The organism is Mycolicibacterium sediminis, assembly GCF_010731735.1.
GTDB lineage: Bacteria > Actinomycetota > Actinomycetes > Mycobacteriales > Mycobacteriaceae > Mycobacterium > Mycobacterium sediminis.
Genome location: NZ_AP022588.1, coordinates 966159 through 984742, shown reverse-complemented (window position 1 = coordinate 984742; position 18584 = coordinate 966159). Strand labels below are relative to the sequence as shown.

Annotated in this window: 16 protein-coding genes; 14 read left to right on the top strand and 2 right to left on the bottom strand. The window is 69.1% G+C overall.

From position 1 onward, the window contains the following. Window positions 1-2 precede the first annotated feature (2 nt). Window positions 3-1109: a multiple monosaccharide ABC transporter substrate-binding protein gene (chvE, locus tag G6N64_RS04850; RefSeq protein ID WP_163795852.1), complete on the bottom strand. Its 1107-nt coding sequence runs from the start codon at window positions 1107-1109 to the stop codon at window positions 3-5. 285 nt (window positions 1110-1394) lie between these two features. On the opposite strand from chvE, the gene G6N64_RS04845 reads away from it, so the two are divergent. The 14 genes from G6N64_RS04845 to G6N64_RS04780 all read left to right on the top strand — a co-directional run bounded on the left by G6N64_RS04845 (window position 1395) and on the right by G6N64_RS04780 (window position 17074). Beyond that, window positions 1395-2378 (top strand): ABC transporter substrate-binding protein, encoded by a 984-nt coding sequence (locus G6N64_RS04845; RefSeq protein ID WP_163795851.1) that lies wholly within the window; start codon window positions 1395-1397, stop codon window positions 2376-2378. Between the two features lie 25 nt (window positions 2379-2403). Continuing rightward, window positions 2404-3936, top strand: a complete 1533-nt coding sequence (locus G6N64_RS04840; RefSeq protein ID WP_163795850.1) for a sugar ABC transporter ATP-binding protein — start codon at window positions 2404-2406, stop codon at window positions 3934-3936. Further along, complete coding sequence (locus tag G6N64_RS04835; protein WP_163795849.1) at window positions 3933-5018, top strand: ABC transporter permease; 1086 nt, start codon at window positions 3933-3935, stop codon at window positions 5016-5018. The genes G6N64_RS04840 and G6N64_RS04835 overlap by 4 nt, the downstream gene beginning before the upstream one ends. After that, entirely contained in the window at window positions 5015-6025 is a 1011-nt protein-coding gene (locus tag G6N64_RS04830; RefSeq protein WP_163795848.1) for an ABC transporter permease subunit, read from the top strand. The genes G6N64_RS04835 and G6N64_RS04830 overlap by 4 nt, the downstream gene beginning before the upstream one ends. Beyond that, complete coding sequence (locus tag G6N64_RS04825; protein ID WP_246230949.1) at window positions 6022-7053, top strand: LacI family DNA-binding transcriptional regulator; 1032 nt, start codon at window positions 6022-6024, stop codon at window positions 7051-7053. The genes G6N64_RS04830 and G6N64_RS04825 overlap by 4 nt, the downstream gene beginning before the upstream one ends. Beyond that, the gene (gene araB / locus G6N64_RS04820; protein ID WP_163795847.1) at window positions 7050-8717 is read left to right on the top strand and encodes a ribulokinase; all 1668 of its coding nucleotides are present in this window, start codon (window positions 7050-7052) and stop codon (window positions 8715-8717) included. Before G6N64_RS04825 ends, araB begins: the two co-directional genes overlap by 4 nt. Then, entirely contained in the window at window positions 8714-9427 is a 714-nt protein-coding gene (locus tag G6N64_RS04815) for an L-ribulose-5-phosphate 4-epimerase (protein ID WP_163795846.1), read from the top strand. Before araB ends, G6N64_RS04815 begins: the two co-directional genes overlap by 4 nt. Continuing rightward, on the top strand, window positions 9424-10935 hold the full coding sequence (araA, locus tag G6N64_RS04810) for an L-arabinose isomerase (protein ID WP_163795845.1): 1512 nt from the start codon (window positions 9424-9426) through the stop codon (window positions 10933-10935). The genes G6N64_RS04815 and araA overlap by 4 nt, the downstream gene beginning before the upstream one ends. A gap of 16 nt (window positions 10936-10951) precedes the next feature. Beyond that, a complete protein-coding gene (locus tag G6N64_RS04805; RefSeq protein WP_163795844.1) occupies window positions 10952-11962 on the top strand; it encodes a zinc-dependent alcohol dehydrogenase in 1011 nt (336 codons plus the stop codon). Between the two features lie 48 nt (window positions 11963-12010). Further along, window positions 12011-13675 carry an ABC-F family ATP-binding cassette domain-containing protein gene (locus G6N64_RS04800; RefSeq protein ID WP_163795843.1) on the top strand — a complete coding sequence of 555 codons (1665 nt, stop codon included), beginning with the start codon at window positions 12011-12013 and terminating at the stop codon, window positions 13673-13675. Beyond that, window positions 13672-15042 (top strand): molybdopterin-dependent oxidoreductase, encoded by a 1371-nt coding sequence (locus G6N64_RS04795; RefSeq protein ID WP_409370715.1) that lies wholly within the window; start codon window positions 13672-13674, stop codon window positions 15040-15042. The genes G6N64_RS04800 and G6N64_RS04795 overlap by 4 nt, the downstream gene beginning before the upstream one ends. Next, on the top strand, window positions 15039-15536 hold the full coding sequence (locus G6N64_RS04790; RefSeq protein ID WP_163795842.1) for a hypothetical protein: 498 nt from the start codon (window positions 15039-15041) through the stop codon (window positions 15534-15536). Before G6N64_RS04795 ends, G6N64_RS04790 begins: the two co-directional genes overlap by 4 nt. Before the next feature lie 636 nt (window positions 15537-16172). Next, entirely contained in the window at window positions 16173-16484 is a 312-nt protein-coding gene (locus G6N64_RS04785) for a DUF732 domain-containing protein (protein WP_163795841.1), read from the top strand. A 65-nt stretch (window positions 16485-16549) separates the two neighbouring features. After that, window positions 16550-17074, top strand: a complete 525-nt coding sequence (locus G6N64_RS04780; RefSeq protein ID WP_163795840.1) for a hemerythrin domain-containing protein — start codon at window positions 16550-16552, stop codon at window positions 17072-17074. 12 nt (window positions 17075-17086) lie between these two features. Here G6N64_RS04780 and G6N64_RS04775 read toward each other — a convergent pair whose 3' ends face one another. Then, the gene (locus G6N64_RS04775; protein ID WP_163795839.1) at window positions 17087-18436 is read right to left on the bottom strand and encodes a helix-turn-helix domain-containing protein; all 1350 of its coding nucleotides are present in this window, start codon (window positions 18434-18436) and stop codon (window positions 17087-17089) included. Window positions 18437-18584: the final 148 nt, after the last annotated feature.

The following is an 18584-nucleotide window of genomic DNA, read 5'->3' as shown; positions in this document are numbered from 1 at the left end:
ACTCACGCGAGTTGGGCGGACGTGTAGTAGCCGGAGTCGACCAGCACCTTCTGATAGTTGGTGTCGTCCACGCTGACGGGATCGAGCAGGAACGCCGGCACGACCTTCACGCCGTTGTCATAGGTGGTGGTGTCGTTGACTTCCGGCGTTCCGCCGGTGAGCAGCGAATCGGTCATCTGCACGGCGGCCTTCGCCAATTCGCGGGTGTCCTTGAACACGGTCTGGGTCTGCTCGCCGGCGATGATCGACTTCACCGATGCGAGTTCGGCGTCCTGCCCGGTGACGATGGGCAGTGGGTTGGCCGGCGTGCCGTACCCCGCGCTCTTCAGGGCGGAGATGATGCCGAGGGACATGCCGTCGTAGGGCGACAGGACGGCGTCGACCCGGCCGCTGGTGTAGGCCTTGCTCAAGAGGTTGTCCATGCGGGACTGGGCCAGGCCACCGTCCCAGCGCAGCGTGGCGACCTGGTCGAACGACGTCTGGCCGCTCTTGACGACGAGCTTGCCGCTGTCGATGTAGGGCTGCAGGATGCTCATCGCGCCGTTGAAGAAGAAGGTGGCGTTGTTGTCATCTGGGGATCCCGCGAAGAGTTCGATGTTGAAGGGGCCCTTGCCCTGAGCGAGTCCGAGCCGGTCGACGACGTAGGTCGCCTGCAGGACGCCCACCTTGAAGTTGTCGAACGTCGCGTAGTAGTCGACGTTGGCGGTGCCGCGGATCAGCCGGTCGTAGCTGACCACGGGGATCTTCGCGTCGGCGGCCCGCTGCAGGATGTCGGTCAGCGACGAACTGTCGATCGGCGCGACGACGAGTGCCTTCACGCCCTTGGTGATCATGTTCTCGATCTGGGAGACCTGGTTCTGCACCACGTCGTCGCCGTACTGCAGATCGGTGTCGTACCCGAGCGTCTTGAACTGCTCGGCCATGTTGTTCCCGTCGGCGACCCACCGCTCGGATGACTTGGTCGGCATCGAGATGCCCACGGTGCCCGAGCGGTCGGAACCGCCACCGCCGCCGGTCGCCTCGGTGGTCGTCGAGCGACCGCAGCCGGCGCTCAGTAGCGCGGCGGCTACGGCGAGTGCGCCCGCGACACGAACGATGCTCTTGCGCATGTGGTCCTCCGGTTGTCCCTGCCGCTCCATTGCCTGCGCGAGGCGCGGCGAACGCTCCGATGTGAGCGTTAACAACGACGATGATGTGACGCGGCTCACGGCTTTGTCAAGGCTCGGCGCGGATCGATGTGAGCGTTCACATCGCCGTTGACACCGCGGCGATGTGAGCGTTAACATTCGCCTCAGTGTAATGCCGGTCACAGTGGCCGACAGCGCGTCGAGGTCGGCGCGCTCACCATCACCGGATCCCTGACCAGGGCGAACACATCAAAACGAGGAGTCGACGTGATCGGAATACTCAAGGCGGCAGCGGCGATCGCGTCGGTGGGCCTGTTGGCGGCCTGTGGCAGCGGGCCCGCGCCGGGCGGTGGTTCCGGGGGCGGCGACGGTGGCCAGCTCACCATGGGCTTCTCGCAGGTGGGCGCCGAGAGTGGTTGGCGAACGGCGAACACCAAGTCGATCCAGGATGCCGCGGCGGCGGCGGGCGTGAACCTCAAGTTCTCCGACGCAGGAGGCGAGCAGGAGAACCAGATCTCCGCCATTCGTTCGTTCGTGCAGCAGCGGGTCAACGTGATCGCGTTCAGTCCGGTGGTCCGCACGGGATGGGACGCGGTCCTGCTCGAGGCCAAGAACGCCGGCATCCCGGTCATCCTCACCGACCGTGCCGTCGACACCCAGGAGAAGGACGTCTACAAGACGTTCCTCGGCGCCGACTTCGTCGAGGAGGGCCGGCGGGCCGGCGACTGGGTGGTCAAGCAGTACGCGTCCGCGCCGGGGCCCGTCAACATCGTCCAGCTCGAGGGCACCACGGGTGCCGACCCAGCCATCGAGCGGAAGACCGGTTTCGCCGACGCGATCGCCGCCAACCCCAACCTTCGCGTGATCGCCTCCCAGAGCGGTGATTTCACCCGTTCGGGCGGCAAGCAGGTCATGGAGGCGTTCCTCAAGGCCAACCCCAAGATCGATCTGGTGTTCGCCCAGAACGACGACATGGGGTTGGGCGCCATGGAGGCCATCGAGGCGGCGGGACTGACACCGGGCAAGGACGTCCAGATCGTCGCGGTCGACGCCACCCACGACGGGATGCAGGCGTTGGCCGACGGCAAGTTCAACTACATCGTCGAATGCAATCCGCTACTCGGGCCGCAACTGATGGATCTCGCGAAGAAGGTCGTGGCGGGCGAACCGGTGCCGCCGCGCGTCGTCACCCCCGACGAGGCGTTCGACCAGCAGCAGGCCGCCGCCGTTCTCCCGGACCGCAAGTACTGACGCCCCGGGTATCGAGGAATCTCCCATGACCGCAGCCGTTTCCAGGTCGGTGGCCGACCCGGTGGTCGACATGCGTGACGTCACGATCGACTTCCCCGGCGTACGAGCGCTCGACGGCGTCGACTTCCGACTGCTGCCCGGCGAGGTGCACGCGCTGATGGGGGAGAACGGGGCGGGGAAGTCGACGTTGATCAAGGCGCTGACGGGCGTCTACGACATCGACTCGGGCACGATCGTCGTCGAGGGCACCGAGCAGCGGTTCAGCGGACCACGGCAGGCGCAGGACGCGGGCATCAGCACGGTGTACCAAGAGGTCAACCTGTGCGCCAATCTGACCGTCGCAGAGAACATCCTGCTCGGCCGGGAGCCCCGCCGGTTCGGGGGAATCGACTACCGGGCCATGAACCGACGGGCCGCAGAACTCCTCGACGGGCTCGACCTGTCCATCGACCCCCGCTCCACGCTCGGCGACCACCCCATCGGCGTTCGGCAGCTCGTGGCGATCGCACGGGCGACGGCGGTGTCGGCACGGGTACTGATCCTCGACGAACCGACGTCGAGCCTCGACGCCGACGAAGTCGACGAACTGTTCCGCGTGATGCGCCGCCTTCGCGATGGCGGCACGGCGGTCCTGTTCGTCTCGCACTTCCTCGATCAGGTGTACGAGATCGCCGATCGCATGACGGTGCTGCGCAACGGCCGGCTGGTCGGTGAGTACCCGACGACCACACTCGACCGGGTGCACCTCATCGCTGCCATGCTGGGGCACGACCTCGAGCTGCTGGACGAGATCGAGCACCCCGCCGCTGCCGTCGAATCGACTGCCGACGAACTGGTGCTCAGCGCGAAGGGCATCGGCCGACCGCCTGGTCTGCACCCGATGGACGTCGACGTCCGCCGCGGAGAGGTCGTCGGGTTGGCCGGCCTCCTGGGATCCGGCCGAACGGAGTTGGCGCGCCTGCTCTTCGGCGCCGACCGCGCCACGAGCGGCCAGGTGTCGATCGACGGTGCTCCCGTAGCGGTCCGGTCGCCGCGGGCCGCCATCGCCCGGGGTGTCGCCTTCTCCTCGGAGGATCGCAAGGGCGAGGGGATCGTCGGGGAACTGACCGTGAGCGACAACCTGGTGTTGGCGCTGCAGGCCCGCCGAGGTTTCGCACGACCGCTGTCGAAGCGCGCCAAGGACGACCTGGTGAACCGATACATGGAGGCGCTGGACATCCGCCCCCGCAACCCGTGGGCACTGGTGAAGAACCTCAGCGGCGGCAACCAGCAGAAGGTGCTGCTGGCGAGATGGCTGATCACCGAACCGCGGTTGTTCATCCTCGACGAGCCCACCCGTGGCATCGACGTGGGCGCCAAGGCGCAGATTCAGAAGCTCGTCGCGGATCTCGCCGCGGACGGCATGGGCGTGGTGTTCATCTCGGCCGAACTCGACGAGGTCGCACGGATCAGTGACCAGATCGTGGTGCTGCGCGAAGGGCGGTGCATCGCCCGTGTCGGATCGGAGTGCACGGTCCAGGAACTCACCACGCTCATTGCCGGCGGCGCGGACCGATGAGCAGGACGCCGGCGACATCGTCGCTCCTGTGGCCCGCCCTCGCGCTGGTGGCGCTGCTCGTCGCCAACGTCGTCATCACCCCGAGCTTCCTGAGTATCCGGATCCAGGACGGCCACCTGTTCGGCAGCACGATCGACATCCTGCGCAACGGTGCTCCCACCATGTTGGTCGCGCTCGGCATGACGCTGGTGATCGCATCGCGCGGCATCGACCTGTCCGTCGGCGCGGTCGTCGCCGTCAGCGGTGCGCTGGCGTGTGCGCACATCGCGTCTGCCGCCGACCCGGCCGCCCCGGGCACCGTCGTCACCGCGGCGGGCATCGCGCTCGGCGTCGCCGTCGCCCTGGGGTTGTGGAACGGAGCGCTCGTCTCGGTCTTCGGAGTGCAACCGATCATCGCGACCCTGGTGCTGATGACGGCCGGGCGAGGGATCGCCCTGCTGATCACCGACGGTCAGATCGTCACCGTCACCAGCGCGCCGTGCAAGGTGCTGGGCGCCGGTTACGCACTCGGGCTGCCCGTCGCGATCCTGGTGAGCCTCTCGGTATTCGGTCTGATCGGCCTGCTGACGCGTCGCACCGCGCTCGGAATGCTCCTCGAATCCGTCGGCGTGAACCCGGAGGCCAGCCGCCTCGCCGGGGTTCGGCACCGTTCCATCGTGTTCGCGGTGTACGTGTTCTCCGCGCTGTGCGCCGGTGTCGCCGGCCTGATGATCGCCTCCAACATCGCCGCCGCGGACGCGAACAACGCGGGGCTGTGGATCGAGATGGACGCCATCCTGGCGGTCGTCATCGGCGGTACGTCGCTGCTCGGCGGACGGTTCAGCCTCACCGGAACCATCCTGGGCGCACTGATCATCCAGACGCTGACGACGACCGTGTACACCGCAGGCATCACGCCGGAGACCACCCTGGTGTTCAAGGCGCTGGTCGTCATCGCCGTCTGCCTGCTGCAGGCGCCGAAGTTCCGGGCGGTGACGTCACGACGTCGCCCGGGCCGTCGGCCGGCCGCGAAACCGCCGACGGCGCAGGATGTTAGGCCCGCGCAGCCGGTGACGGCCGTCTCCGGGATGGCGGCGAAGTGAGCACCACGAGCACGCGTGTCGAGACCGGCCCCGGTCCGGTCGCCCGGCAGCTCGCACGGCGAATCCGGGGCCGCTACCTGTCGCCGCTCGTCTCCCTGGCCCTGTTCGTCGTCCTGTTCGGCGCGCTCGTCAGCCGGTACGACTTCGCGAGCCCGACGCAGGTGTTCCTCAACCTGCTCGTCGACAACGCCTACCTGGTGGTCCTGGCCGTCGGCATGACGTTCGTGATCCTCACGGGTGGAATCGATCTCAGTGTCGGCTCGGTCGTCGCCCTGTCCACCGTCATCGTCGCCACCACGCTCCGGGCCGGCTGGCCGCTGCCGCTGGCGGTGGCAGCCGTGCTGCTGGTCGGGCCGCTCCTCGGGTTGGTGATGGGCCTGATCATCGAATACTTCGACGTTCAGCCGTTCATCGTCACCCTTGCGGGCATGTTCCTGGCACGCGGACTCTGCTACGTGATCAGTGTCGACACGCTGCCCATCAAGGATCCGGTGCTGCGCGCCATCGGACTGAACTACGTCTACCTGTACGAGGGCGAGTTCATCCGATGGACGGTCTTGATCGCCGCCGTCGTCGTGGCGGTGGCCGCCTACGTGCTGCACCAGACCCGCTTCGGCCGAACGGTGTACGCCGTCGGCGGCAACCGGCAGTCGACGCAGCTGATGGGCCTCGACGCCTCCAGGGTGCGGGTGTCCGTCTACGCGATCAGCGGCCTCTGTGCGTCGCTGGCCGGGTTGCTGCTCGCAGTGCAGAAGCTCTCCGGCTACAGCCTCAACGGCGTCGGCCTCGAACTCGACGCCATCGCCGCGGCGGTCGTCGGAGGAGTCCTGCTCTCTGGTGGCGTCGGCTTCGTCCTCGGCTCGGTGATCGGCGTCCTCGTGCTCGGCACCATCCAGACCTTCGTCACCGCGGAGAACCTCGACTCGTACTGGACCCGGATCATGACCGGCGTCCTCCTGCTGGTATTCGTCCTGGTGCAACGCCTAGCGATGAGGAAGCCACGATGACCGGCCAGCCGATGCCACCCACCCCGCCCAAACCGGTCATGGCGGACGTCGCCCGCCTCGCGGGCGTGAGTCACCAGACCGTCTCCCGAGTCATCAACGGGTCGAGCAGCATTCGGCCCGAGACCAAGGCGCGCGTCGAGCAGGCCATCGAGGAACTCGGCTACCGGCCCAACACCGCTGCGCGAGCGCTGGTGACCCGCCGATCCGGGATCATCGGGATCGTCGGTAGCAACAGCGCGCAGTTCGGGCCGTCGAGCATTCAGAGGTCCGTGCAGGAGGCCGCGCGTGCGGCGGGCTACTTCTCCAGCCTCGTGCCGTTGCCCGAGATAACGCTCGCCGAACTCCGCGGTGCGCTCGACCATCTCGCACGCCAGTCGGTCGAGGCGATCGTGATCATCGCCGCGCAGGAGGAGGCGCTCGACGCCGTACATTCCGCGCACACCGGTCTACCGCTCATCGTCGTCGAGGGCGACCTCTCCGGGCGCGGACTCACCGTCGGCGTCGACCAGATCGGCGGTGCGCGCCAAGCCACGCAGCACCTGATCGATCTGGGCCACCGGCGGATCGTCCACGTCTCGGGCCCGATGACCTGGCCCGAGGCGAAGGGGCGCCGCGCCGGATACGAGGCAGCGCTGTGCGATGCCGGGCTGGCGGTGCCGGACACGCACTGGGAGGGCGACTGGACCCCGGCGCGCGGTTACGAGATCGGTTGCGAGCTGGCCCGCGCGGGCGACACGTCTGCGGTCTTCGTGGCCAACGATCAGATGGCCATCGGCGTGCTGCACGCGTTCGCCCGGTCGGGCGTCGCGGTTCCCGAGGACGTCAGCGTCGTCGGATTCGACGACATCCCCGAGGCGGGATACCTCAATCCCGCGCTCACGACCGTCCGCCAGGACTTCCAGGCCATCGGCCGACGCGCGATAGACCTCGCCACCGCGACGCTGGACGGCTCGACCACCGACGTCGCCCTCCTCACCCCCGAACTCATCGTCCGCGACAGCACCGCACCACCCAAGGAGAGCCAGTGACCGATCACGAGTACACGGTGGGTGTCGACTTCGGGACGCTCTCCGGCCGGGCGCTGGTGGTCCGCGTCGCCGACGGCCACGAGATGGCCAGCGCCGAGCACGCCTATCCGCACGGCGTCGTGACGGAGACGCTGCCGGGGCGCACCGATCGTCTGCCGTCGCAGTGGGCGCTCCAGGTTCCCTCGGACTACGTCGACGTGCTCCGGAACGCCGTGCCCGAGGCGGTGCGCAGGGCCGGCATCGATCCGGCCGACGTGATCGGCATCGGGACCGACTTCACCGCGTGCACGATGGTGCCGGTACTGGCCGACGGGACACCGCTGTGCGACGTCCCGGACTACCGCGACCGGCCGCATGCCTACGCGAAGCTCTGGCGGCACCATTCACCGCAACCCCAGGCCGACCGCATCAATGCCGTTGCGGCGCAACGCGGCGAGGCCTGGTTGCCCCGCTACGGAGGGCTCATCTCGAGCGAGTGGGAATTCGCCAAGGCCCTCGAGATCTTCGACGAGGACCCCCAGCTGTACGGGGTGATGGACTTCTTCGTCGAGGGCGCCGACTGGATCGTCTGGCAGCTGTGCGGTGAGTACGTCCGCAACGCCTGCACCGCCGGGTACAAGGGGATCCGGCAGGACGGCCGGTATCCGTCGCAGGAGTTCCTGGCCGAGGTCCGGCCGGGGTTCGCCGACTTCGTGGCCGACAAACTGGAGCACCCGATCGGGCGACTGGGTGACCGGGCAGGCTCGCTCACCGCGCAGGCGGCGGCATGGACCGGCCTGCCGGAGGGAATCCCCGTGGCGGTGGGCAACGTCGACGCGCACGTCACCGTCGCCGCCGCGAACGCGCTCGACCCGGGGCACCTCGTGGCGATCATGGGCACCTCGACCTGCCACGTGATGAACTCCGACGTCCTGCGGGACGTGCCGGGCATGTGCGGGGTGGTGGACGGCGGCATCTGCGAAGGCAGCTGGGGTTACGAGGCGGGACAGTCGGGTGTGGGCGACATCTTCGGATGGTTCGTCGACAACTGCGTCCCCGAGGCCTATCAGGTGGAGGCACGCCGCCGCGGGCTGACCGTCCACGAACACCTCACCGATCTGGCCGGCCGGCAGCGCGTGGGGCAGCACGGGTTAGTCGCACTGGACTGGCACAGCGGGAATCGCTCGGTGCTCGTCGACCACGAACTGTCCGGCGTCATGATCGGCCAGACGCTCGAGACCACCTGCGTCGACATGTATCGGGCGCTGCTGGAGGCCACGGCCTTCGGCACCCGGATGATCGTGGAGACATTCGTCGCGAGCGGCGTCCCGGTCACCGAACTCGTGGTCGCAGGCGGTCTGCTGAAGAACGAACTCCTGATGCAGATCTATGCCGATGCGGTCGGACTGCCGCTGTCGATCGTCCCCTCCGCGCAGGCACCGGCCCTGGGATCTGCCATCCACGCCGCTGCCGCCGCCGGTGCGCACGCCGACGTGCGCAGTGCGGCAACGGCGATGGGCAAGCGCATCGATGCCGCCTACCGCCCGATCCCCGAGAACGCGGTCGCCTACGACCGGCTCTACCGCGAGTACGTCGCCGCCTACGAGTGGTTCGGTCGCGGCAACGACATGATGCGCCGGCTGCGTCGCATCGACACCCGCGAAGCAGTGGGGGCCATCTCGTGACCATCACCTCCGACATCGATCGCGTGGTGGCCGACCTGCGACGGCAGGTCTGTGACCTGCACGCCCAGCTGACCCGGTACGAGCTCGTCATCTGGACGGCGGGCAACGTGTCGGCACGGGTCCCCGGCCGCGACCTGATCGTGATCAAGCCGTCGGGAGCCGACTACGGCACCATGACCGCCGAGGACATGGTGGTCTGCGACCTGCACGGGAACCTCGTCGACGGCGCCATGAGCCCGTCGTCGGACACCGCGGCGCACGCCTACGTGTACCGGCACATGCCCGACGTCGGCGGCGTCGTCCACACCCACTCCACGTACGCGACCGCGTGGGCCGCGCGCGGTGAACCCATCCCGTGCGTCCTCACCATGATCGCCGACGAGTTCGGTGGCGACGTCCCGGTGGGTCCCTTCGCGCTCATCGGCGACGACTCCATCGGACGGGGGATCGTGGAGACGTTGCGGAACAGCAACTCTCCGGCCGTCCTGATGCGCAACCACGGCCCCTTCACCATCGGCCGCACCGCGCGCGACGCGGTGAAGGCCGCCGTCATGGTGGAGGACGTCGCCCGCACCGTGCACGTCAGCCGTCAACTCGGGGACGCGGTGCCCATCCACGCCGACGACGTGGCCGCCCTGTTCGAGCGGTACCAGAACGTGTACGGCCAGGCCGGCCGACGATCCGACCCACAGCAGGAGGACCAGCGATGATCGCGTCCCGACTCGTCACCAGCCAGATCTGGTTCCTCACCGGCAGCCAGTCGCTGTACGGACAGGACATCCTCGACCAGGTCGCCGACCAGTCGCGCAGGCTCGCCGACCGTCTCGACGGCAGCGCCGAGATCCCGGTCGAGGTGCGCTGGATGCCGATCGTCACCGACTCCGACCAGATCGCACGGATCATGAACGACGCCAACACCTCCGACGAGTGCATCGGCGTGGTTGCGTGGATGCACACGTTCTCACCGGCGAAGATGTGGATCAGGGGCCTCAAGGCGCTCCGCAAGCCCCTGCTGCACCTGCACACGCAGTTCGACGTCGAGTTGCCCTGGCACAGCATCGACATGGACTTCATGAACCTCAACCAGGCCGCGCACGGCGATCGCGAGTTCGGCTACGTCCAATCGCGGTTGTCCCGCGCGCGCAAGACGATCGCCGGTCACGTCGACGACCCGCGCACCCGTGAGCGAATCGGTGCGTGGACGCGCGCGGCACTCGGCCACGCCGAACTGTCGACGATGAAGGTCGCACGCTTCGGCGACAACATGCGCGGTGTCGCCGTCACCGAGGGCGACAAGGTGGAGGCCGAGGCGCACTTCGGGGTGTCGGTCGACGCCTACGGCGTCAACGACCTGGTCGCCGTCGTCGACGCCGTCCGGCCCGCCGACGTCGACAAGCTGGTGCGGGAGTATGCGGACACCTACCGGGTCTCGACCGAGTTGCTGCCCGGCGGTGAGCGCCACGATTCGCTTCGGCACGGCGCGCAGATCGAGGTCGGGTTGCGAAGGTTCCTCCAGGATGGCGGCTTTCACGCCTTCACCACCAACTTCGAGGATCTCGGTGGGCTGCGTCAGCTTCCGGGACTGGCCGTGCAGAGGTTGATGGCAGACGGCTACGGGTTCGGCGGCGAAGGGGATTGGAAGACCGCGCTGCTGCTGCGCACCGTCAAGTCGATGAGTGAGGGGCTGCCCGGTGGCACGTCGTTCATGGAGGACTACACCTACGACCTGACGCCCGGTCGGGAACGCATTCTGGGCGCGCACATGCTCGAGGTGTGTCCGAGCATCGCCGGGGCGACACCGACCCTCGAGGTCCACCCGCTGGCCATCGGCGACCGTGACGACCCGGTGCGGCTGCGCTTCACCGCGGCCGCGGCCGATGCGGTGGTCGTCGGAATCTGCGACATGGGATCGCGTTTCCGGTTGGTGGCGAACGAGGTTCGCGTCATAGAGCCGCCCGCCGACCTACCCAACCTGCCGGTGGCGTGCGCGGTGTGGGAACCGCGGCCGTCGTGGTCCACCTCGGCCGAGGCGTGGCTCATGGCCGGCGCGCCGCACCACACGGTGATGTCGACGGCGGTCGGCACGGACGTGATCGAGGACTTCGCGGCCATGACCGACACCGAGCTGCTCGTCATCGACGCCGACACCACCGTGCGCGGCTTCGCGCACGAGCTGAAGTGGAACGACGTCTATCACCATGTTGCCGTCGGGCTCTGAGGCGGACGCGAACCGGATGCTCGCCGCGCGACTGCACGCAGTCGGTGACGTGCGAGTCGTCGTCGAGCGCGGACCCGACGATCCGCGGCCCGGATGGTCGCTGCTCGCGGTGACGTCGGTCGGGATCTGCGGATCGGACCTGCACTGGTTCACCGACGGTGGCATCGGCGAGAACCGGATCGACCGTCCCGTCGTGCCCGGACACGAGTTCGCGGCGGTGGCCGTCACCGGTCCCTACGCGGGTCGACGAGTCGCGGTCGATCCGGCGATCCCGTGTGACCACTGCGAGTCGTGCGGTGCGGGCTACCACAACCTCTGCCCGACCGTGGAGTTCGCGGGTCACGGCACCGTCGACGGTGGGTTGCGTGAACGCCTCGTGTGGCCGGACCACCTGCTGCATCCACTTCCCGACGATCTCAGCGACGATGCCGGCGCGCTGCTGGAGCCCCTCGGCGTCGCCATCCACGCAGTCGGTGTCGCGCACCTGAGGGCGGGTGCTGACGTCCTGGTGGTGGGCGCCGGTCCGATCGGTGCGCTCGCCGTGCAGGTGGCTCGACGTTCGGGGGCGCGCCGCGTGTTCGTCGTGGAACCGCTGGCCCACCGTCGAGCCACGGCGCTGCGGTGTGGGGCGGACGCCGCGTGGTCCGCCGACGACGGGGCCGCCGCGGTGCTGGACGCCACCGGTGGACGCGGTGTCGACGTCGCCGTCGAACTCGCGGGCACCGACCCGGCCATCGCCACGGCGGTCGGCGCCGTTCGGCCGGGCGGTCGCATCGCACTGGGCGGCATCCCGTCGGAGGACGCCTCGTCCTTCCCGGCAGCGGCGGCGCGCCGGAAGGGCCTGACGTTCGCGATGGTGCGTCGGATGAACGACACCTACCCGCGGGCGATCGAGATGGCGACGAGCGGGGTGGACCTCGATGCGCTCGTCACCGAGCGGCATCCGCTCTCCGACGCCGCGAAGGCGTTCGCGTCGGCAGCCGAGCGCCGTGGCGACAAGGTCGTGGTCGCCGTGTCGGAGGGCTGACCGGTCCGGAGCCGTCGTCAGCCGGCCGGTGGTGCGACGATGGACACCATGACCGCAACGCTCGTCGCGAAGGACGTGGCCGGTGGGTTCGCCCACCGCACCCTGTTCGAGGGCGTCGACCTGACGGTCGCGCCGGGCGACGTGGTCGGGGTGGTGGGCGCCAACGGCGCGGGCAAGAGCACGCTGCTGCGCATCCTCGCCGGTGACCTGCCGCCGCTCGACGGCGTGGTCAGCCTGGCGCCGGCCGACGCCTTCGTGGGCTGGCTGCCGCAGGAACACGAGCGCGTGCCCGGCGAGTCGGTGGCCGGCTACGTCGCGCGGCGCACCGGCTGCGCCGCGGCGACCGCCGCCATGGACGCGGCGGCCGCCACGCTGGGCGACCCGGACGGCGCGGCACCGGGTGTCGATCCGGCGGCGGTCTACTCCGCGGCGCTGGACCACTGGCTCGCGACCGGTGCGGCGGACCTCGACGAGCGCCTGCCCGCGGTGCTGGCCGACCTCGGCCTCGACACCCAGCTGCTGCGGCCGGACACCACACCGATGACGGCCCTGTCGGGCGGGCAGGCGGCGCGGGTCGGGCTGGCGGCGCTGGTGCTGTCGCGCTTCGACGTGGTCCTGCTCGACGAGCCGACCAACGACCTCGACCTCGACGGACTCGCCCGGCTGGAGCAGTTCGTCCGCGAGCTGCGCGGCGGGGTGGTGCTGGTGAGCCACGACCGAGAGTTCCTGGCGCGCTGCGTGACTCGTGTTCTCGAGTTGGACCTCGCGCAGAACACCACCACCGTGTTCGGCGGCGGCTACGAGAGCTACCTGGAGGAGCGGGACGTCGCGCGCCGGCACCGGCGGGAACAGTACGACGAGTTCGCCGACAAGAAGGCCGACCTCGTCGCGCGCGCGCGGACGCAACGCGAGTGGTCGAGCCAGGGCGTCCGCAACGCCATGCGCAAGGCTCCGGACAACGACAAGAACCGGCGCCGGGCCGCGACCGAGTCGAGTGAGAAGCAGGCACAGAAGGTGCGGCAGATGGAGAGCCGGATCGCGCGGATGGAGGAGGTCGTCGAGCCGCGCAAGGAGTGGACGCTCGAGTTCACCATCGGCGCCGCGCCACGGTCGAGTGCGGTCGTCGCGACACTCGACGACGCGGTCGTACGACAGGGCGACTTCGTCCTCGGGCCGGTGTCGCTCCAAGTCGATGCCGGCGAGCGGATCGGGATCACCGGACCCAACGGCGCAGGCAAGTCGACGCTACTGCGGCTGCTCCTGGGCCGGCAGCGTCCTGACGAGGGCCGCGCCAGTCTCGGCGCCAACGTCGCGATCGGCGAGATCGACCAGGCGCGTGCGGATTTCACCGGTGCTGCTCCCCTCGTCGACCGCTTCGAGGGGTACGTGCCGACGTGGACGACCGCCGACGTGCGGACCCTGCTCGCCAAGTTCGGATTGCGGGCCGACCACGTCGAGCGCACGGTCGACGAACTCTCACCCGGCGAGCGGACGCGCGCCGGACTGGCGCTGCTGCAGGCCCGCGGCACCAACGTGCTGGTCCTCGACGAGCCGACCAACCACCTCGACCTCCCCGCGATCGAGCAACTCGAACAGGCACTCGACACCTATGACGGCGCCCTGCTGCTGGTGACCCACGACCGGCGCATGCTGCAGAACGTCCGGCTGGACCGCACGTGGACGGTGGCCAACGGGAAGGTACGCGAATCGTGACGGATCCCGATCGGGCCGAGGACTCCACCGACACCGTGGCGGAACCCCCGTCCGACGACCGCGGATACGGTTTCCCCGTCGCGCTGTGGCGGGGCCTGGACCGGCACCGCCCGCCGGGGGTCACCCGGATCCAGCGGTGGCGCAGCCCGCTGCGAGGTCTCTGGCTGACGTCGGTGTTCGGGTCCGTCCTCCTGGTGACGCTGCCGATCGTCATCGTCACCGGGCTGCTGTCGTACATCGCGTACGGCCCACAGTTCGGTCAGGCCATACCCGGGGACGTCGGCTTCCTCAAACTGCCGACGTTCGACTGGCCCACCGATCCGTCGTGGCTGTACCGGCTCAACCAGGGCCTGCACGTCGGCCTCGGCCTCATCCTCATCCCGCTGGTCCTGGCCAAGCTCTGGTCGGTGATCCCGCGGCTGTTCGCGTGGCCGCCGTCGCGTTCCATCGCCCAGGTGATCGAGCGCGTGTCGCTGCTGATGCTGGTCGGCGGAATCCTGTTCGAGATCGTCACCGGCGTACTGAACATCCAGTACGACTACATCTTCGGGTTCAGCTTCTACACGGCGCACTACTTCGGGGCGTGGGTCTTCATCGCGGGATTCGTCGTCCACGTCGCGATCAAGCTGCCGCGGATGTGGCAGGGCCTGCGGTCGCGCTCCATGCGGGAAGTCATGCGCACCAGCGTCGCCGACACCCGACCCGACCCCTACGAGCCCGACGGCCTGGTGAGCGAGGACCCGGCGCCTGCCACGGTCAGCAGGCGCGGCGCCCTCGCCCTGGTCGGCGGCGGCACGGTGCTGATCGCGGTGCTGACCGCCGGGCAGACCCTCGGCGGGTGGACCCGCCACTCCGCACTCCTGTTGCCGCGCGGTCGAACTCGCGGTGACGGACCCAACGACTTCCAGGTGAATCGCACGGCCTTCGCGGCACGCATCGACCCGAAGACCACCGGCGACGCCTGGCGACTGACGCTTGGCGGCGGGCCCACGCCGGTGGTGCTGGACCGCGCCGCGCTGAGCGCCATGCCGCAGCACACCGCCGTGCTACCGATCGCGTGCGTCGAGGGGTGGTCGACCACCGAGACGTGGACCGGCGTCCCGCTGCGCGAACTCGCCCGACTCGCCGGCGTGCCGAACCCGCTGTCGGCGCGGGTGTCGTCGCTGGAACGCGGTGGCGCGTTCAGCCGGGCGACGCTGCAGGCCAACCAGGTCGCCCATCCGGACGCGCTGCTGGCGTTGCGGGTCAACGGGGTCGACCTGTCGCCCGACCACGGGTTTCCCGCCCGCATCATCGTTCCGGCGCTACCCGGGGTGCACAACACCAAGTGGGTCGCCGCCATCGCCTTCGAGGCGGGCACGACGTGAGCACCGCGGCCGCTCGCTTCCGAACGATCTACGGGTCACACCCGCTGCACCTGCTCGTCCTGATCGCGGGTATCGCGCTGTTCTGCTCGGTGATCGCCACGATCGGAGTGACGGCGCTGTGGAACCCGAAGGTGTGGTGGCAGTCGATCGCGGTCTGGTTCGCGGCGGCCATCATCCTCCACGACCTGGTGCTGTTCCCGGTGTACGCGGTGGTCGATCGGCTGCTGGTGGGCGTCACGCGCTCTCGCCGCGAGACTGGTGCCGGTCCGCGGGTGCCGCTCCTGAACTACGTCCGGGCGCCCGCGCTGGGTGCGGGTTTGACGCTGCTGGTGTTCCTCCCCGGCATCATCGAGCAGGGCGCCCCCGCCTACGTCACCGCCACCGGTCAGACGCAGGAGCCGTTCCTCGGGCGGTGGCTGTGGCTCACCGCGGCCATGTTCCTGGCCAGCGCGGTCGTCTACGCCGTCCGACTCCTGCGGGCGCGCCGCCGCTGACGCCGAGCGCACGCTTGTTGACGACCCCTCTCGGGCGATGCGTTCAACAAGCGTGCAGTCGGCGGGTGGCCGGCTACGCGGAGATGCGCGTCATGGTCGCGGTCAGACCGCTGATTCGTCCGAACGACGACCCTCAGCCGCACGATCACGTAGGAGGAACGAGACGGTCGCGTGCGGGATCGCCGAATGGCGTTGCGCGGCAACGGCGATTGGAGTTCGACCCACACGGTCGACCTAGCGGCGTGATCCACGTCACTGCCGGCTGAAATCTGCGGCCTTCTCACAACATGATCGGGGGCGGCGCATGATGTCGTGAGCACTGGTGGTGGGCGAGCCCGTTGTCGTCGTCCTGCGGTGTGGGCCGGGATCGAATGATGACTCGCGAAACGGATTGCAGGGCCGTGCATCTGCGACGAGCGAACGTCGAGTCGTCAGTGCGGACGCGTCGTCGTCCTCGTTCCACCCGTACGGTCCTCGCCGCGCCGAGGCTTCAAGGCAACGAATTCCGTGGCGCCCGTCCGCTGAAGCGAGCGTTAATATCGAGGTAACGCGGGAAGTCGAGTCTCATCGGTTCTGCCGCAACATCGTTGACAGCTATCGCCATCGGGGGTCCCGCTCGTGTCCGCAACTCATCATATGTTCGACCGCCGACGCGTCGTCAGCAAAATCGGCGTCACGCTCGGTGCCATCGCGCTCGGCACGGCGGCCTCGCTGGCGCAGGCGGCGCCTGCTGCGGCGGACAACGAGCAGTTCCTGCACGGTCTCGAGGAGCGGTACGCGTTCATGACGCCGCAGCAACTGCTGGCCGCTGGGCACAAGGCTTGCGCGGTCGTGAACACCGGCGTGCCGGCCGCCGATGCCAGCGACGTCATCGATCACCAATGGGGCCTGAGCCCCTCGGTGGCCATGGACATCGTCACCAGCGCCATCACCAACCTCGACTGCTGACACCACGGCGGAGATTCGCACTCCGCACCCGGTTTGACATGCCGCTTTGCGGTGAATCCCCCGGCATGGCTGACATCATCGACCTCGTCTACGCCGACCACGACTGGCTGCGTCGTCAGTTCTTCCGCCTGGACGACGCGAAGACGACCGACGAGTTGACGGCGATCTGGAACGCGCTGAGCGATCGGCTCGACGCGCATGCACAGGCCGAGGAGACGGTGTTCTACCCGGCGCTGCTGAAGCACGGCGGCAGCGACGATCCCGGAAATCCCGAGGGCGATCCGGAGGACGAGACCGAGGACGCCATCACCGACCACAACGCGATCCGCGACGCGGTGCGTGAGTCGCGCAAGCACGAACCCGGCAGCGAAGAGTGGTTCAAGGCGGTCTTCGCGGCGCGCAAGGAGAACGGCGAGCACCTCGACGAAGAGGAGCGCGAAGCCATGCCGGACTTCATCAAGAGCGCATCGCTGGAACTCCGGCACGAACTGGGCATGAAGTGGCTGCAGTTCAACGCCGCCCACGAGACCACCATGGGCATCGACAACCGCGACAGGGACGCCGACGCCTACATCGAACGGAACTCCTGAACGGGCCCGGCGCTAGGCGTCAGATGCCCGATCCGTCGCCTGTAGTCCGATCGAGAATGCCGTCAGGTCAGCGTGATTCAGCGGATCCCTGCCGGTTATCTCGGTGATCCGCCCGAGCCGGTGGCGCACCGTGTTCGTGTGGAGGTAGAGGTTCCGCGACGTCTCGCTCAGTGACCCGTTGGCGGCGAGGAACGCCCGCAGGGTCAGCACGTGCTGAGTGCCGCGGCGCCGATCCACCTCCGTGAGCGGGTCGATCAGTTGCTGGCGGAACGGCGCCAGCTGGGCGAGCGGAAGTTGCTCGAGCAGGCTGTCGAGAGTGCTGAGGTGCTCGGGCCCGACACGTCGGCCGCGGCGCCGGGCCAGGTCCAGCGCGATGCGCGCCTGACCGATCGCGGAGCCGATCTCGGTCAGCGGCACCGACGCGGAATGTCCTGACGGCAAGGACAACTCGTCGCTCGCGTCGAGCGGATCGGTCGTCAGCATCAGGCACAGGTCCGGTGCGTCACCGACGAGCGCTGCGGGGATCGCCATCGACAGCAGCGCACCCGCACCCGCCGGCCACGCCGAACACGTCAGCGTCCCGGCCGCGAAACCCGGCCAGTCCAACAGCTGGCTCAGCGCGTCCGGCAGCAGCATGCGCCGCTCCACCAGCGAGAGCAGCTGGCCGACGCGTTCCCGGGCGAGCGCCGCCTCGACGTCCTGCTGCGCCTGGGTGGCGCGGACGAAACGGGCGATCAGGTCGAGCAGCGGCGGCTCCGGCTGATCGCCGCTGCCCACCCACCCCAGGGTCCCGACGCCGGGCACGTCGACGGACACCGCCGATTCGTCGACGTCCGTGGTGCCGAGCAGGAAGTAGCAGTTGAGCAACCGGCCCGCGGTGTCGAGGAGTTCGCGCGCGGACGCGTGCCGCCGCAGCGCCGAGAGCAGTTCCGGCACCAGGGCATTGGTGGCCCGGGCAACCGCGATCTCCGCCCCCAGCTCGTACTCGGCGACGAAGCGGCTCACCCGCGCGAATGGCACGCTCGGCGACGCGATCAGCACCGGCAGGTCGAGCCGGCCGCACCGCTCGAGCAGGGCGGGCGGCACCGCGTCGTGCCCGTCACCGATGCCGAAGCACACCCCCGCCGCGCCCGCCGCGGCCAGCGCGTCGGCGAACGTCCGGCAGTCCTGCGGCGTCTGCAGGCTGATGCCCACCGTGCACACCACCTCGCCGCCCCGCAGGTACCGCGACGGGTCGCGCATCTCGGTGATGTGGGCCCAGCTGACAGACCGGTCGAGGTTCGCGGCGGCGCCGTCGGGAACGGTGAGCCCCACCTGCAGGAGGTCGCGCAGCGTGGGTGCCGCCGACACGTCCGCTGTCATTGGACGAGCGTAACGCCGTCGTCACACGACCGGGCTTCGGCGTTGTGCGATCCTCCAACGTCAGCGTGCCGGCCGGTGCGATGTCTGCGTGTTCGACGGATCATCTGGCGCACGGGCTGACCTGGGGGGATCGTTCCCTTGACACGGC

Excerpts from the sequence above, each read along its gene's own strand:
- G6N64_RS04775 (WP_163795839.1), bottom strand. The coding sequence starts at position 18,436 with ATGACAGCGGACGTGTCGGCGGCACCCACGCTGCGCGACCTCCTGCAG.
- chvE (WP_163795852.1), bottom strand. The coding sequence starts at position 1,109 with ATGCGCAAGAGCATCGTTCGTGTCGCGGGCGCACTCGCCGTAGCCGCC.
- G6N64_RS04835 (WP_163795849.1), top strand. The coding sequence starts at position 3,933 with ATGAGCAGGACGCCGGCGACATCGTCGCTCCTGTGGCCCGCCCTCGCG.
- G6N64_RS04800 (WP_163795843.1), top strand. The coding sequence starts at position 12,011 with ATGACCGCAACGCTCGTCGCGAAGGACGTGGCCGGTGGGTTCGCCCAC.
- G6N64_RS04840 (WP_163795850.1), top strand. The coding sequence starts at position 2,404 with ATGACCGCAGCCGTTTCCAGGTCGGTGGCCGACCCGGTGGTCGACATG.
- G6N64_RS04825 (WP_246230949.1), top strand. The coding sequence starts at position 6,022 with ATGACCGGCCAGCCGATGCCACCCACCCCGCCCAAACCGGTCATGGCG.
- G6N64_RS04780 (WP_163795840.1), top strand. The coding sequence starts at position 16,550 with ATGGCTGACATCATCGACCTCGTCTACGCCGACCACGACTGGCTGCGT.
- G6N64_RS04785 (WP_163795841.1), top strand. The coding sequence starts at position 16,173 with ATGTTCGACCGCCGACGCGTCGTCAGCAAAATCGGCGTCACGCTCGGT.
- G6N64_RS04805 (WP_163795844.1), top strand. The coding sequence starts at position 10,952 with ATGCTCGCCGCGCGACTGCACGCAGTCGGTGACGTGCGAGTCGTCGTC.
- araA (WP_163795845.1), top strand. The coding sequence starts at position 9,424 with ATGATCGCGTCCCGACTCGTCACCAGCCAGATCTGGTTCCTCACCGGC.